This window comes from Mycobacterium sp. E3251 (genome assembly GCF_001666835.1).
In the GTDB taxonomy this organism is placed as follows: domain Bacteria; phylum Actinomycetota; class Actinomycetes; order Mycobacteriales; family Mycobacteriaceae; genus Mycobacterium.
This window is the reverse complement of the sequence record NZ_LZJF01000147.1, coordinates 1-13,976: the sequence shown is the minus strand read 5'-3', so window position 1 is coordinate 13,976 and position 13,976 is coordinate 1. Positions and strand designations below refer to the sequence as shown.

General features: G+C 68.2%; 14 protein-coding genes and 1 pseudogene. 8 read left to right on the top strand and 7 right to left on the bottom strand.

Annotated features, from left to right (window positions below):
• The 5 genes and pseudogenes from A5697_RS18080 to A5697_RS18060 all read left to right on the top strand — a co-directional run.
• Positions 1–277 (top strand): annotated as a pseudogene (locus A5697_RS18080) (serine hydroxymethyltransferase); the annotation flags it as partial.
• Between the two features lie 97 nt (positions 278–374).
• Positions 375–1,202 (top strand): acyl-ACP desaturase, encoded by an 828-nt coding sequence (locus A5697_RS18075; protein WP_068011587.1) that lies wholly within the window; start codon positions 375–377, stop codon positions 1,200–1,202.
• A 216-nt stretch (positions 1,203–1,418) separates the two neighbouring features.
• Positions 1,419–2,720: a PhoH family protein gene (locus A5697_RS18070; RefSeq protein ID WP_067949711.1), complete on the top strand. Its 1,302-nt coding sequence runs from the start codon at positions 1,419–1,421 to the stop codon at positions 2,718–2,720.
• Between the two features lie 41 nt (positions 2,721–2,761).
• Complete coding sequence (locus tag A5697_RS18065) at positions 2,762–3,637, top strand: polysaccharide deacetylase family protein (protein ID WP_068011584.1); 876 nt, start codon at positions 2,762–2,764, stop codon at positions 3,635–3,637.
• 85 nt (positions 3,638–3,722) lie between these two features.
• On the top strand, positions 3,723–5,177 hold the full coding sequence (locus A5697_RS18060) for an adenylate/guanylate cyclase domain-containing protein (protein ID WP_082953469.1): 1,455 nt from the start codon (positions 3,723–3,725) through the stop codon (positions 5,175–5,177).
• A 10-nt stretch (positions 5,178–5,187) separates the two neighbouring features.
• Here the strand turns inward: A5697_RS18060 and A5697_RS18055 are convergent, their stop codons facing one another.
• The 3 genes from A5697_RS18055 to glpX are packed head-to-tail and all read right to left on the bottom strand — an operon-like array spanning position 5,188 to position 8,633.
• On the bottom strand, positions 5,188–6,114 hold the full coding sequence (locus A5697_RS18055) for a hypothetical protein (protein WP_068011583.1): 927 nt from the start codon (positions 6,112–6,114) through the stop codon (positions 5,188–5,190).
• A gap of 15 nt (positions 6,115–6,129) precedes the next feature.
• Entirely contained in the window at positions 6,130–7,542 is a 1,413-nt protein-coding gene (locus tag A5697_RS18050; protein ID WP_068011582.1) for a class II fumarate hydratase, read from the bottom strand.
• A gap of 38 nt (positions 7,543–7,580) precedes the next feature.
• Positions 7,581–8,633 carry a class II fructose-bisphosphatase gene (gene glpX / locus A5697_RS18045; RefSeq protein ID WP_067949725.1) on the bottom strand — a complete coding sequence of 351 codons (1,053 nt, stop codon included), beginning with the start codon at positions 8,631–8,633 and terminating at the stop codon, positions 7,581–7,583.
• A 55-nt stretch (positions 8,634–8,688) separates the two neighbouring features.
• On the opposite strand from glpX, the gene A5697_RS18040 reads away from it, so the two are divergent.
• The 3 genes from A5697_RS18040 to A5697_RS18030 are packed head-to-tail and all read left to right on the top strand — an operon-like array spanning position 8,689 to position 11,767.
• On the top strand, positions 8,689–9,387 hold the full coding sequence (locus A5697_RS18040; protein ID WP_068011581.1) for a DUF4245 domain-containing protein: 699 nt from the start codon (positions 8,689–8,691) through the stop codon (positions 9,385–9,387).
• Positions 9,388–9,400: 13 nt separating this feature from the next.
• A complete protein-coding gene (locus tag A5697_RS18035) occupies positions 9,401–10,198 on the top strand; it encodes a dienelactone hydrolase family protein (protein WP_067949729.1) in 798 nt (265 codons plus the stop codon).
• A gap of 15 nt (positions 10,199–10,213) precedes the next feature.
• The gene (locus A5697_RS18030; RefSeq protein ID WP_068011580.1) at positions 10,214–11,767 is read left to right on the top strand and encodes a carboxylesterase/lipase family protein; all 1,554 of its coding nucleotides are present in this window, start codon (positions 10,214–10,216) and stop codon (positions 11,765–11,767) included.
• 17 nt (positions 11,768–11,784) lie between these two features.
• Here the strand turns inward: A5697_RS18030 and A5697_RS18025 are convergent, their stop codons facing one another.
• The 4 genes from A5697_RS18025 to A5697_RS18010 form a co-directional block, all read right to left on the bottom strand.
• Positions 11,785–12,147 (bottom strand): VOC family protein, encoded by a 363-nt coding sequence (locus A5697_RS18025; RefSeq protein ID WP_068011579.1) that lies wholly within the window; start codon positions 12,145–12,147, stop codon positions 11,785–11,787.
• 55 nt (positions 12,148–12,202) lie between these two features.
• Complete coding sequence (locus A5697_RS18020; protein ID WP_067949735.1) at positions 12,203–13,303, bottom strand: NAD-dependent epimerase/dehydratase family protein; 1,101 nt, start codon at positions 13,301–13,303, stop codon at positions 12,203–12,205.
• A 61-nt stretch (positions 13,304–13,364) separates the two neighbouring features.
• Positions 13,365–13,601, bottom strand: coding sequence for an exodeoxyribonuclease VII small subunit (locus A5697_RS18015; RefSeq protein ID WP_068011578.1), 237 nt, complete (start codon positions 13,599–13,601; stop codon positions 13,365–13,367).
• On the bottom strand, positions 13,591–13,976 hold a 386-nt coding region (locus A5697_RS18010; protein ID WP_304442489.1), incomplete at its 5' end, for an exodeoxyribonuclease VII large subunit. The genes A5697_RS18010 and A5697_RS18015, both read right to left, overlap by 11 nt.

Genomic DNA, 13,976 nt, shown 5'->3' with positions numbered 1-13,976 from the left:
CCTGCTCCACGAGATCGGCATCACGGTCAACCGCAACGCGGTCCCCAACGACCCGCGGCCGCCGATGGTGACGTCGGGCCTTCGGGTGGGCACGCCGGCGTTGGCGACCCGCGGCTTCGGGGATGCGGAGTTCACCGAGGTTGCCGACGTCATCGCCACCGCGCTTGCGGCGGGCAGCGGGGCGGATCTGTCCGCGCTGCGGCAGCGCGTGACGCGCCTGGCCAGGGATTTCCCGCTGTACGACGGCCTCGAGGACTGGACGCTGGTCGACCGCTAGACGCGGCGTAAGGGCCGGCAAAGGACCAAAGTCACCAGTTGTCGCGACACGGGCCGGGTGATTTCACGAACCTGTGTACGCGAGTTACAGTAACCGCATGGCACAGAAACCTGTCGCTAACGCGCTGACCCTGGAACTCGAGCCGGTGTGCGAAGCCAACATGGACCGCCACCTGAACACCGAGGAACTCTGGTTCGCTCACGACTACGTGCCGTTCGACCGGGGCGAGAACTTCGCGTTCCTCGGCGGACGTGACTGGGAGCCGTCCGACGCGACGCTGCCCCGGGAGTTCACGGACGCGTGCGAGATCCTGCTGCTGCTCAAGGACAACCTGGCCGGGCACCACCGCGAGCTCGTCGAGCACTTCATCCTCGAAGACTGGTGGGGCCGCTGGTTGGGCCGGTGGACCGCGGAGGAGCACCTGCACGCCATCGCGCTGCGCGAGTACCTGGTGGTCACCCGCGAGGTCGACCCGACCGCCAACGAGGAGGCGCGCGTCCAGTACGTGATGAAGGGCTACCGCGCCGACACCTACACGCAGGTCGAGACCCTGGTGTACATGGCGCTCACCGAGTGCACCCACGCCGTCTTCTGCGAGAACCTGGCGGCCAAGCTCGAGGAGCCCATCCTGGCCGGGCTCATCGACCGCATCGCGCGCGACGAGCGGCGGCACGAACTCTTCTTCTCCAACCTGGTCGAGCACTGCCTCTCCTACACCCGGGACGAAACCATCGCGGCCATCGCGGCCCGAGCGGCCGATCTGCAGGTGCCCGGCGCCGACATCGACTCCTATCGGGAGAAGCTGCGCAACGTTGCCGCCGCGGGCATCTTCGACCAACAGCAGCTGCGGCAGGCGATCTCGGATCGCATCACCGCATGGGGTGTGGCCGACGAGCCCGCCCTCAAGCAGTTCGTCATCGCCTAGCCGATCTTCGCGCGCGGCGCCGTCGTCGGCGCGCCTGCGCTGCTGCAAAGCGGCGACGAGAGTAGCGTCGATCTCGATGGTCAGCGTCATGCTCAGCTGCCAGGGCGGCACCTCCCGTCACCACAACGGAAGGACCGGCCCCGGTCCTGGTGTCGCAGTTCCCGCCGACATGCCTGTGCGGGTCCGCGCGGGCTCATCCCGCTCGAGGAGCGCTACGTGACCGAAATCCGGACCTACGTGATCGACACCTCCGTGCTGCTGTCCGACCCCTGGGCGTGCAGCCGGTTCGCCGAACACGAGGTGGTGGTCCCACTGGTGGTGATCAGCGAACTCGAAGCCAAACGGCATCACCACGAGCTGGGTTGGTTTGCCCGTCAGGCGTTGCGCCTGTTCGACGATCTCCGACTCCTGCACGGACGGCTCGATCAGCCCATTCCCGTTGGGACGCAAGGCGGTACGCTTCACGTCGAGCTCAACCACACCGACCCCGCGGTGCTGCCCGCCGGTTTCCGCAGCGACAACAACGACTGCCGTATTTTGAGCTGCGCCGCCAACCTTGCCGCCGAAGGCAAGCGAGTGACGTTGGTCAGCAAGGACATTCCGCTTCGCGTCAAGGCCGCCGCGGTGGGGCTGGCCGCCGACGAGTACCACGCGCAAGACGTGGTGGCCTCCGGATGGTCGGGGATGCGTGAGATCGAGACCGCCACCGAAGACATTGACGCGCTGTTCGCCGAGGGTGAGATCGATCTGACCGAAGCACGAGACCTGCCCTGCCACACCGGCATTCGGCTGCTCGGTGGCAGCTCGCACGCGCTGGGCCGGGTCAACGCGGACAAACGCGTGCAACTGGTGCGCGGTGACCGCGAGGCGTTCGGCCTGCGCGGCCGGTCCGCCGAACAGCGGGTGGCACTCGACCTGCTGCTCGACGAGTCGGTGGGCATCGTCTCGCTGGGCGGCAAAGCCGGCACAGGTAAGTCGGCGCTGGCGCTGTGCGCGGGGCTGGAGGCCGTGCTGGAACGGCGCACCCAGCGCAAGGTGGTGGTGTTCCGCCCGCTGTACGCCGTGGGCGGCCAGGAGCTGGGTTACCTGCCCGGCAGCGAGAGCGAGAAGATGGGCCCCTGGGCGCAGGCGGTCTTCGACACGCTCGAGGGACTGGCCAGCCCGGCCGTGCTGGAAGAGGTGCTCTCCCGGGGCATGCTCGAGGTGCTGCCGCTGACGCACATTCGCGGCCGGTCGCTGCACGACTCGTTCGTCATCGTCGACGAGGCCCAGTCGCTGGAACGCAACGTCTTGCTGACGGTGCTGTCCAGGCTGGGAGCCGGGTCGCGGGTGGTGCTGACGCACGACATCGCTCAGCGCGACAACCTGCGGGTCGGCCGGCACGACGGGGTCGCCGCGGTGATCGAGAAGCTCAAAGGCCACCCCTTGTTCGCCCACATCACGCTGTTGCGCAGCGAGCGATCGCCGATTGCCGCGCTGGTCACCGAGATGCTCGAGGAGATCGCCGGGCCGCAGTGACGGCGCATCTCGCCTGGCCACGCGTTCGATAAACTTCGACGGTGCCGAAAAGACCCGACAGCCAGGCCTGGCGCTATTGGCGCACGGTTGTCGGTGTCGTCGCAGCGGTTGCGGTGCTGGTGATCGGGGGGCTGACCGGTCACGTGACGCGCGCCGACAACCTCAGTTGCTCGGTGGTCAAGTGTGTCGCGCTGACGTTCGACGACGGACCCAGCCCATTCGATGGCCGCCTGCTGCAGATCCTGAAGGACAACGACGCGAAGGCCACGTTCTTCGAGATCGGCAACAAGGTGGCCGCGAACCCCGCGGGGGCCAAGCAGGTCGCCGACGCCGGGATGGAGATCGGCAACCACACCTGGGAACACCCCAACATGGTGACGATCCCACCCGAAGACATCGCCGCCCAGTTCTCCAAGGCCAACGACGCGATCGCCGCCGCCACCGGTCGGACCCCCAACCTGTATCGACCGGCCGGCGGGCTGTCCAACGACGCCGTGCGCCAGACGGCGGGCCGTCTCGGGCTGGCCGAAATCCTCTGGGACGTCATTCCTTTCGACTGGGCGAACGACTCGAACACCGCGGCGACGCGGTACATGCTGATGACGTATATCAAGCCGGGTTCGGTGGTGTTGTTCCATGACACCTACTCGAGCACCGTCGACCTGGTCTACCAATTCATTCCGGTGCTCAAGGCCAACGGCTACCGGATGGTGACGGTCAGCGAACTGCTGGGCCCGCGGGCTCCGGGGAGTAGCTACGGCGGCCGTGAGAACGGGCCGCCGGCGAACGAACTCCACGACATCCCGCCCGGTGACATCCCGCCGCTGCCCAACACGTCCTCGCCCAAGCCGATGCCCAACTTCCCGATCACCGACATCCCAGGCCAGAACTCGGGCGGCCCGAACAACGGTGCCTAGCACCAGCCGGTGGGCCCGCGCGGCCGCCGGGCTATGGAATCGCAGGCCGCCCTCGTCGGCGGCGCAACGAAAGTCCGCCCGCCGGTTGGCGATTGAATATGGGGCCGACCTTGCCCTGTCCTACTTCCTGGCCGTCATCGAAGCGGCCGCCATCTTGATCCCTTTGCGGGGCCACACCTCGGTCGGGGCCAACATCGATTTCGCGCGGGCCAACACCGCGGCGGTGGTCGTGCTCGTTCTGTTGGGCATCGTCGGCGTCGCGGCCGCCGCGATCCTGAGCGCGGCCCCGACGCTGCGCTGGTACGCGGCCGGCGCCGAACCCAGTCAGGAGCAGCGCGAGGCCGCGATGAAGCTGCCCGGCCGCCAGTCGGCGATCCTGTTCGGGGCCTGGGGCGTCAGCGGCGGAATCTTCATGTTGCTCAACCTGGGCGGCGGGGCGCAGCTGCTGCTGCCCATCGCGCTCGGTGTGCTGCTCGGCGGACCGGCCGCCGCCGGCACCGCGATGCTGCTGGCGCAGCGCGTCCTGCGCCCCATCATGCGCGCCGCCACGCTGGGCTGCGAGCCGCGGATGGCCGTGCCAGGCGTGTACGCGCGACTGGTCCTGCTGTGGTTTCTGTGCAGCGCCTTCCCCATCGGGGTGATCGCAACCCTGGTCGTCCTTCGCTCTTATGGGTGGCTCATCGAGAAGTCCGCATCGCTGGATGTGCCGATCCTGGTGGTGTCCCTGGCGGCGCTGGTGCTCGGATTTCCGACCATGATCTTGACGTCGCGATCCATTTCCGATCCACTCGGCGAGGTGGTCGACGCGATGGCGGAGGTCGAACACGGCCGTATCGGGACCTACGTCGGTGCGTATGAGCGCTCGCAAATCGGGCGTCTGCAAACGGGTTTCAATCGCATGGTGGCCGGGCTGGCCGAGCGCGACCGGTTGCGCGACCTGTTCGGGCGCCACGTCGGGGCGGACGTCGCCCAGCGCGCCATCGACGAGGGCGCATCGCTGTCGGGAGACGTGGTCGAGGCGGCGGTCCTCTACATCGACCTGGTGGGCTCGACGCAACTGGCGGAAAGCCGTCCCCCGCAAGTGGTTGCCGAGATCCTCAACAATTTCTTCCGCATCGTCGTCAACGCCGTCGATGACCACAACGGACTGATCAACAAATTCGCCGGGGATGCTGCCCTAGCCGTCTTCGGTGCGCCGTTGCCGACCGGCGAGCCGGCGTCGGCCGCCCTGGCGACCGCCCGCGCCCTGGGCACCCAACTGCGCCGGCTACCGGTCGATTTCGGCATCGGCGTCTCGGCGGGCCGCGTCTTCGCCGGGAACATCGGCGCCGAAAACCGGTACGAATACACGGTGATCGGCGACGCGGTCAACGAGGCCGCGCGGCTGGCGGACCTCGCCAAGACCGCCGACCGGCGGATCCTGTGTGCCGCGGGGGCCATCGAGCGGGCGGACGAAGCCGAGGCGGCGCATTGGGCCGAGTGCTATTCCACCGTTCTGCGGGGGCGATCCGAAGCCACCCACGTCTCGGCGCCGGCCTAGGCGGGCCGCGTCAGGACTTCGCGACCTTCAGCGCCGCGATGATCCGGCCGATGATGTCCGCGGAGGCGCTGTCACCGATGGGTGTGCTGCCGACGAACATGGTGACCGGCTTGGTGTCGACGGCGATGACGGTGACGGAGTCGCCTTTGACGTTGCGGGTGCGGTCCGCGATCGTGACGTCGGCGTCGGCGCGGGCGGCCTTGGTCCCGTCGACGGTGATCGACGACGTCTTCACCGGACCGAGCGTGGGCTGCGCGTTCGCGTATCCGGGCCCGTTGGCGATGCACTGCAACAACTTCGACGCCTGGGCGGTGACGTCCATGCTGGAGACGAAGTTGCTGACACCGACCTCCGCCGTCATCATCCACTGGCTGGCCCCGGGCACCTCCTGGGCGACGCCCACGGCGCCGATCAGGTTCGGGTTCTGGTCGTCGGAGAACACCGTCCAGTTGGGCGGCACCGAGCTGGCGGGGAACGAGAGCTTGCCGGCGGCGATCGAGTCGGTTCGCGGTACCTCGCCTCCGGACGCGTTCGGGGTGCAATCGGTGGCGGTCTGCTGACCCTTGGGTTGGCTGGTGGTGCTGGTGGTCGACGACGGCCCGGCGGCCGGGGACCGGCCGTGGCTGCCGCCGCGCATCACAACCAGGGTCGCCACGAGCGCGATGACGGCCAGGATGACGAGGCCACCGACGATGAGCCAGGGCAGCTTCGAGCCGGGGCCGCCGGGCGGGGGCCCGGGCGGGTACGGCCCGGGCGGGAACTGCTGTCCCGGTTGCGGATACCCCTGGGGCGGATACTGAAACGGGCCGGTGGGCGGGTACGGTGGCGGGCCGCCCTGGGGCTGGCCGCCCTGGGGCTGGCCGCCCCAATAAGGCTGCTGCCCATACGGATTTCCGTAAGGGCCCTGGCCGTAGGGGCCGCCGGGAGGAGCCGTCATCGCTGCACCACCCGCCTATTTCGCCGGCTTGACCTTGGCCATCGCCAAGACATCCAGGCGGCGGTCCAGTTCTTCTTCGGAGAGCTTCTCGCCGATCAGGCCGCGGTCGATCACGGTCTGGCGAATCGTCTTGCGCTCCTTGAGGGCCTGCTTGGCCACCGCGGCGGCCTCCTCGTAGCCGATCGCCGAGTTCAACGGCGTCACGATCGACGGCGACGACTCGGCGAGCTCCCGCAGGTGATCGACGTTGGCGACCAGGCCGGTGATGCACCGGTCCGCGAACAGCCTCGACACGTTGGTCAGCAGCTTGAACGACTCGAGGATGTTGCGGGCCATCATCGGGATGTAGACGTTGAGCTCGAAGGCACCGGACAAGCCACCGACGGCCACCGCGGCGTCATTGCCGATCACCTGGGCGGCCACCTGCGTAACCGCTTCCGGCAGAACGGGATTGACCTTGCCCGGCATGATCGAGCTGCCCGGCTGCAGGTCCGGCAGTTGGATTTCGGCCAGGCCGGTCAGCGGGCCCGATCCCATCCAGCGGATGTCGTTGGCGATTTTGGTCAGCGACACCGCGATGGTGCGCAGCGCGCCGGAGGCCTCGACCAGACCGTCGCGCGCCGCTTGAGCCTCGAAAGAGTTGGCGGCCGTGCGGAGTTCGTTCAGGCCGGTGGAGGCGATCAGCGTCTCGACCACCTTGGCGCCGAAGCCGTCGGGAGCGTTGAGCCCGGTCCCCACCGCGGTGCCGCCGATCGCCAGCTCGCCCAGCCGCGGCAGCGTCGCGCGCACCCGCTCGATCCCGGCCTCGATCTGACGGGCGTACCCGCTGAATTCCTGGCCGAGGGTCACCGGAACGGCGTCCATCAGGTGGGTGCGGCCCGACTTGACCACCGTCTGCCACTCGCGGGCCTTGCTCTCCAGCGCTTCGTGCAACACCTCGAGCGCCGGGATCAGGTGGCGCACCGCCGCCTCGGTCGCCGCGATGTGGGTGGCGGTCGGGAAGGTGTCGTTCGACGACTGCGACATGTTCACGTCGTCGTTGGGGTGCACCGTGACACCGGCCTTGGCGGCGATGCTTGCGATCACCTCGTTGGTGTTCATGTTGGAGCTGGTGCCCGACCCGGTCTGGAAGACGTCGATGGGGAACTGGTCGTCGTGTTGGCCGTCGGCGATTTCGGCGGCCGCGGCGATGATGGCGTCCGCCTTCTCCGGTGCCAGCAACCCGAGGTCCTTGTTGACCTGCGCGCAGGCGCCCTTCAGCAGGCCCAGGGCGCGGATCTGGGTGCGCTCCAGGCCCCGGCCCGAGATGGGAAAGTTCTCCACGGCGCGCTGGGTTTGCGCGCGCCACAACGCCTTTGCGGGCACCCGCACCTCGCCCATGGTGTCGTGTTCGATGCGGTATTCGGTATCGGTGGCACTGTCGGCCATAGGTAGCAGTCCTTGTCTTTAAGGGCGTGATTCCGGGTCTAGGGCAGGGGATAGGCGGCAGTGCTATCGCCGGTGAAGTCGATCGCGGAGTACTCGTTGAGCTTCGAAAGCCGGTGATAGGCCTCGATCATGCGGACAGTTCCCGACTTCGAACGCATCACGATCGACTGGGTGGTGCAGCCGCCGGGGTAGTACTGCACGCCCTTGAGCAGGTCGCCGTTGGTGACCCCGGTGGCGCAGAAGAACACGTTCTCGCCGGACACCAGGTCCTCGGTGGTCAGCACACGGTCGACGTCGTGGCCGGCGTCGATCGCCTTCTGGCGTTCCTCGTCGTCCTTGGGCGCCAGCTGCGCCTGGATCGCCCCGCCCATGCAGCGGATGGCGGCGGCGGCGATGATGCCCTCCGGGGTGCCGCCGATCCCGGCCAGCATGTCGGTGCCCGACAGGTACCGGCAGGCCGAGATCGCGCCGGCGACGTCGCCGTCGGTGATCAGCCGGATGCGGGCACCGGTCGCGCGGACGTCCTCGATCAGCTGGGCGTGCCGGGGCCGGTCCAGGATGCAGACCGTCATGTCGCGCACCGACAGGCTCTTCGCCTTCGCGACGGCCTTGATGTTCTCGGAGATCGGCGCGGTGATGTCCAGCACGTGGGCGGCCTCGGGCCCGACGGCGATCTTGTTCATGTAGAACACCGCCGACGGGTCGAACATCGCCCCACGTTCGGCCACCGCCAGGACCGAGATGGCGTTGGGCATGCCCTTGCTCATCAGCGTGGTGCCGTCGATCGGGTCGACGGCGAAGTCGCACTCCGGGCCATCGCCGTTGCCGACCTCCTCGCCGTTGTAGAGCATCGGCGCGTTGTCCTTCTCGCCCTCGCCGATGACCACCACGCCGCGCATCGACACCGAGTTGACCAGCTCGCGCATCGCGTCGACGGCCGCGCCGTCGCCGCCCTCCTTGTCGCCGCGGCCCACCCAGCGCCCGGCGGCCATGGCGCCGGCCTCGGTCACCCGGACCAGTTCCAGGGCCAGGTTGCGGTCCGGCGCCTCACCACGTGGCCGTCCAGATGGGCGGTCGCCCTTAACTGTCATGGTTGGAGATTGTCCCAGAAGCGGATCGGTCTGCTGGAACTGGGATACTCGGGGGATGACCGAAGAGTCGCCGCTGAATGCCAGCTCGGAGGCCCAGGTGGCCGGCGAGCCGGCCCCGGCGGCCGGACCGGCTGCCAAGCCGGCCAAACCGCGGTTGCTGCAGGACGGCCGTGACATGTTCTGGTCACTGATGCCGCTGGTCATCGGGTGCATCCTGCTGGCCGGTCTGGTGGGCATGTGCTCGTTTCAGCCCGGCAGCCACCAGGGCGCGGTCCCGTCCTACGACGCGCCGGCGGCGTTGCGGGCCGACGCCGCGACGCTCGGCTTTCCCATTCGGCTGCCCAAGTTGCCCACCGGCTGGCAGGCCAACTCCGGCAGCCGCGGCGGCATCCAGGGCGGCCGCACCGATCCCTCGACCGGTCAACGGCTGAACGCGGCGACCTCGGTCGTCGGCTATATCAGCCCGACCGGGATGTATCTGAGCCTCACCCAGAGCAACGCCGACGAGGACAAGCTGGTGGGCTCGATCCATTCGTCGGCGTATCCGGCCGGAACGGTCGACGTCGCCGGGACCAACTGGGTGGTCTACAACGGCTCCGGCCAGAGCGGGGCGGACGCCGAGCCGGTGTGGACCACCCGGCTCACCGGCCCGACCGGGGCCACTCAAATCGCGATAACCGGTGCCGGCAACACCGATCAATTCCGTACGCTGGCCTCGGCAACGCAATCGCAGCCGCCGTTACCCGCGCGCTGAAGGAAGGCCGAGCGTGACCGCACCCCAAGCAGATCTGTCCGGATGGTCGGTGGCACCGTTCAGCGCAGGCGGCTACACCCATGACGTCTACCGCAAGGGCAGCGGCCCGGGGGTGGTGCTGATTCCCGAGATACCCGGGATCCATCCCGGTGTGCTGGCCCTGGGCAATCACCTGGTGGACAACGGCTTCACCGTCGTCATGCCGTCGCTGTTCGGTGAGCCGGGCAAACCCAAGACGGTCGGCTACATCGCCTCCTCGATCAGTCGGGCTTGTGTGGCAAAAGAATTCGCGGCCTTCGCGACGAACAAGCAGCGGCCGGTGTCGATGTTCCTGCGCGCGCTGGCCCGTGACCTCAACGCGTCGACCCCGGGCAAGGGGGTCGGCGTGATCGGCCAATGCTTCACCGGCGGTTTCGCGCTGGCCGCCGCGGTCGACGACGCCGTCCTGGCCCCGGTGCTTTCGCAGCCGTCGGTGCCGCTGCCGCTGGGGCGCGCGCGGCGGCGCGATCCCGGCCTGAGCGAATCAGAACTGGCCGCCGTGGCCGATCGCTGCGCCAACGACGGCCTGTGCGCGATGGGTCTGCGGTTCAGCGAGGACAGCGCCGTGCCGCGCGAACGGTTCGCGGTGCTCAAGGAGCGGCTCGGTGACGCGTTCGAGGTAATCGAGATCGACTCGGGGCCGGGGAATGTGGGCGGTTTCAGCAAGCTGGCACACTCCGTGTTGACCGACGAGGTCCGCGAAGTCGACGGCCAGCCGGCGTACGAGGCCCGCAAGCGGGTAGTCGAGTTCCTCACCCAGCGCCTCGGTTAGGAAAGCGCCGCACGCATGACGACTACGACCAGTGACCGGGTGGTCGAGACCACCTTCGGCCCCGTCCGCGGCGCCGACTCGTCCTCGCCGCGAGGCCGCGTCAGCACCTGGAAGGGCATCCGGTACGCCGCCCCGCCCGTCGGCGCCCTGCGCTTCCGGGCGCCGCAGCCGCCCGAGCGGTGGACCGAGGTCGCCGACGCCACCCGCTACGGGCCGGCCTGCCCGCAGCCGGTCTTCCCCAACATGCCACTCGACCTGGGCGCACCGCAGGGCGAAGACTGCCTGCGGCTTAACGTCTGGGCGCCGTCCGGCACGCAGCCGGGCGACGGGAAGCCCGTGATGGTGTGGCTGCACGGGGGCGCCTACGTCCTGGGATCGGGCAGTCAGGCGCTGTACGACGGGCGGCGGCTGGCCGGCGACGGCGAAGTCATCGTGGTCACGGTCAACTACCGGGTGGGAGCGCTCGGTTTCATGGACCTGTCGTCGTTCAGCAGTACGCGGCGGCGTTTCGACTCCAACGTCGGGCTGCGTGACGTGCTGGCCGCACTGGGCTGGGTGCGTGACAACGTCGCGGCGTTCGGCGGCGATCCCGGCAACGTCACGCTGTTCGGCGAATCCGCCGGCGCGGGGATCGTGACGACCCTGCTCGCCAGCCCGTCGGCCGAGGGGCTGTTCGCCCGGGCGATCGCCCAGAGTTCACCGGCCACATCGGTATACGACCGGCGCAGGGCTGAGCGCGTCGCCGAGACCGTCCTCGACAGGCTCGACGTCGACGCGCACCGGTTGCCCGACGTGCCCACCGCGGTGCTGCTCGCCGCGTCCCAAGAGGTCTTCGACGAAGTGCCGGTGCGTAATCCGGGCCTCCTGGCGTTCGTCCCGATCATCGATGGCGAGCTGCTGGACGACTACCCCGTCAAGCGTGTGCAGGAGGGCCGCTCGCTTCCGGTCCCCTTGATCATCGGGACCAACAAGCACGAGGCGGCGCTCTTCCGGTTGATGCGTTCGCGGCTGATGCCGATCACGCCTCGCGCGATCACGTCGATGTTCGACCAGATCGCCGCCGAACAACCGGACCTGCAATTGCCGACCGACGAGCAGATCGGATTGACGTATTCGCGATTGCGGCGCAGGGCAAGGAGTTTGAGCATCGCAACCGACGTCGGGTTCCGGATGCCCTCGGTCTGGCTGGCCGAGGGCCATAGCAGGGTGGCGCCGGTGTACCTGTACCGGTTCGATTATGCGACCCCACTGCTGAAGCTGCTGTTGGTCAATGCCGCCCACGCCACCGAATTGCCTTACGTTTGGGGCAATCTCGGGGCGCCGAAGGATCCGACGCTGAAATTGGGTGGCAGAAAGACGGCCAAGGCGGTCTCCAAGCGCATGCGCACCCGGTGGATCAACTTCGCTGCGCAATCAAAGCCGGCGGGCCCGGCCGGCGAGCCGGACTGGCGGCCCTACGGGGAGGCCGATCGCGCCTGCCTGATCATCGACAAGCGCGACGTCGTCGCTGACGACGTCGATGCGAAGATCCGCGCCGCCTGGGGCAGCGAGATGGTGGGTTTCCGCTAGCCTCGCTTAGGCGGCCGCTACAGCGGCTCCGAGAGCATGAACCGGTGACCGTCGGGCGATCGCAGACCCATCTCGCGCCGGCCCCACGGTTCGATCGTCGGGGGCTTGAGAATGTCGGCTCCTTCGGCGAGAGCGCGCGTGTAGTACTCGTCGATTCCGGCGACGGTCAAATACGCGATGTAGCTGTGGTCCCCGAGGTCGGACGCCGGCAACGACTCCGGACAGCGGCCGAGCCGAAACGTCACCGACCCGGCCGAGCAGAACGCCCAGTTGCCCGGGTCGGGCTCCGTCATCGTGCAATTCAGGATTCGGGTGAACCACCCCGCCGCGCGGTCAAGGTCGTGCACCGCGAGGACGGGATCGGCGCAGAGGAGCGTCATGGTTCCAGTCTGTCGCATTGGTTTCGCCGGTGCTGACACAATGGGAATCGCGGTGCTACCCAGCCGTCTTAGCCTGCTGCGCCTGGCTTTTCATCCGATTGAACATCTCGACGTAATAGGGCAGGCATTCCGCCATCGCCTGTTCGGTGGTGAACAGGGGTTCATAGCCCAAATCGCGGCGCGCCTTGGCGATCGAGAAGTAGTTGTCCAGATAAAGTCGCTCGACGGCCAGCGGCTCGAGCAGCGGCGCCGGTATGCCGAAGCGGAAATGCAGCCGCTGCCAACCGGTCATCGCCACGCGGACCATCGGGCCGTTGACCCGCATCCGGGGCCAGTTCACGCCGCAGGCCTCGACCACCGGCCGCGCGAACTCGAACATGTTGATCGGTTCGTCGTCGTTGATGAAGTACGCCTGACCCGGTGCCGTGCCCCCGGGGACGAGGTGCTGGGCGGCCAGGATGAACCCGTGAATCAGGTTGTGCACGTACGAGTTATCCAGTCGAGCGGACTTGCGGCCGATCAGCACTTTGACGTGGCCGGCGATCACGCTTTCGAACAGCCTGCGGAACATCGTCTGATCACCGCGGCCCCAGATCCCGCTGGGCCGAATTGCACAGGTCAGCATGTCGCCAATGCCGTTCTGCGACAGCACGAACCGCTCGGCGACGACCTTCGTCTCGGTATACAGATCGTTGAACCGGTTGGTGTAGGGCAGCGTCTCGTCCCCGCCGGGGATGTTCTGGCCACCCATCACGACGCTGTTGGACGACGTGTAGACGAATCGCTTCACCCCGGCCGCCTGCCCGGCGTGCACCAGGTTCTCGGTGCCGCCGACGTTGACCCCGAAGCTGCGCTGCCGGTATGCGTCGGTCACCGACGCGCCACCCATCAAATCGATGATCGCCGCGGTGTGAAAGACGGTGTCGATGCCGTCCACCGCTTGGGCGCAGATCGCTGTGTCGGTGATGTCGCCCTCGAGCACCTCCAGTTGCGGGTGCTGCGCAAGCGGCGACGGCGCCCGGTCGAACGAGCGCACTTGGTGGCCGCGCTCCAGCAGCGTGGTGACCAGGTTGGCCCCGACGAACCCGGAGCCGCCGGTGACGAGGACGCGGCCGAGTTCGGTGGTCAGTGATGCATCAGCCATGGGCCGCAGCATAACTGAAACGTGTTCCAATTTCGAAAGTGGTCATAGTTTGTGTACCGCAAAAGGGCCGAAATCAGGCGTCATCCGCCTGGCCGCTCGCAAGCGCATCCTCGATCCGCTTGCGAGCGCCAGCTAAGTGCTCTTCGCACCGTTTTGCGAGTTCCTCGCCCCTTTCCCACAATTTCAGCGACGCGTCGAGGTCCAGGCCTCCCTGCTCCAACAGGCGGACGACTTCGATCAGTTCATCCCGGCACGCTTCATAGCCGAGATTACTAATAGGCGTAATTGACTGCTCGCCTTCACCGGCCATCGGTCTGCCCTTCGCTCACCGCGGCGATCGCGCCGTCGGCCACCCGCACCCGCAGCCGGCTGCCGGCGGGCGCATCGGCGACCGACCGCAGCACCACCGCGGACCCGGAGTCCGGCACCGCCTGTACCACGGCATAGCCGCGGGCCAGCGTGGCCGCCGGGCCCAGAGTCGCCAGCCGCGCGCTCAGATGGCCGATGCGCTCCGCCTCCGCGGCGGCCAGGCGGGTGACGTCGCGGCGGATCGCCGACCGTGCGCGATGAATCTCGTCGGCGCGCGCCGTCAGGACCGTCAGCGGTTCGGCGAGCACCGGTCGGCTGCGGACCTGGGCCAGCGCCCGCTGTTCGCGAGCCACCCAGTTGCGCAGCGCCTGCGCGC

Excerpts from the sequence above, each read along its gene's own strand:
- A5697_RS18075 (WP_068011587.1), top strand. The coding sequence starts at position 375 with ATGGCACAGAAACCTGTCGCTAACGCGCTGACCCTGGAACTCGAGCCG.
- A5697_RS18055 (WP_068011583.1), bottom strand. The coding sequence starts at position 6,114 with ATGACGGCTCCTCCCGGCGGCCCCTACGGCCAGGGCCCTTACGGAAAT.
- A5697_RS18050 (WP_068011582.1), bottom strand. The coding sequence starts at position 7,542 with ATGGCCGACAGTGCCACCGATACCGAATACCGCATCGAACACGACACC.
- glpX (WP_067949725.1), bottom strand. The coding sequence starts at position 8,633 with ATGACAGTTAAGGGCGACCGCCCATCTGGACGGCCACGTGGTGAGGCG.
- A5697_RS18040 (WP_068011581.1), top strand. The coding sequence starts at position 8,689 with ATGACCGAAGAGTCGCCGCTGAATGCCAGCTCGGAGGCCCAGGTGGCC.
- A5697_RS18030 (WP_068011580.1), top strand. The coding sequence starts at position 10,214 with ATGACGACTACGACCAGTGACCGGGTGGTCGAGACCACCTTCGGCCCC.
- A5697_RS18025 (WP_068011579.1), bottom strand. The coding sequence starts at position 12,147 with ATGACGCTCCTCTGCGCCGATCCCGTCCTCGCGGTGCACGACCTTGAC.
- A5697_RS18020 (WP_067949735.1), bottom strand. The coding sequence starts at position 13,303 with ATGCTGCGGCCCATGGCTGATGCATCACTGACCACCGAACTCGGCCGC.
- A5697_RS18015 (WP_068011578.1), bottom strand. The coding sequence starts at position 13,601 with ATGGCCGGTGAAGGCGAGCAGTCAATTACGCCTATTAGTAATCTCGGC.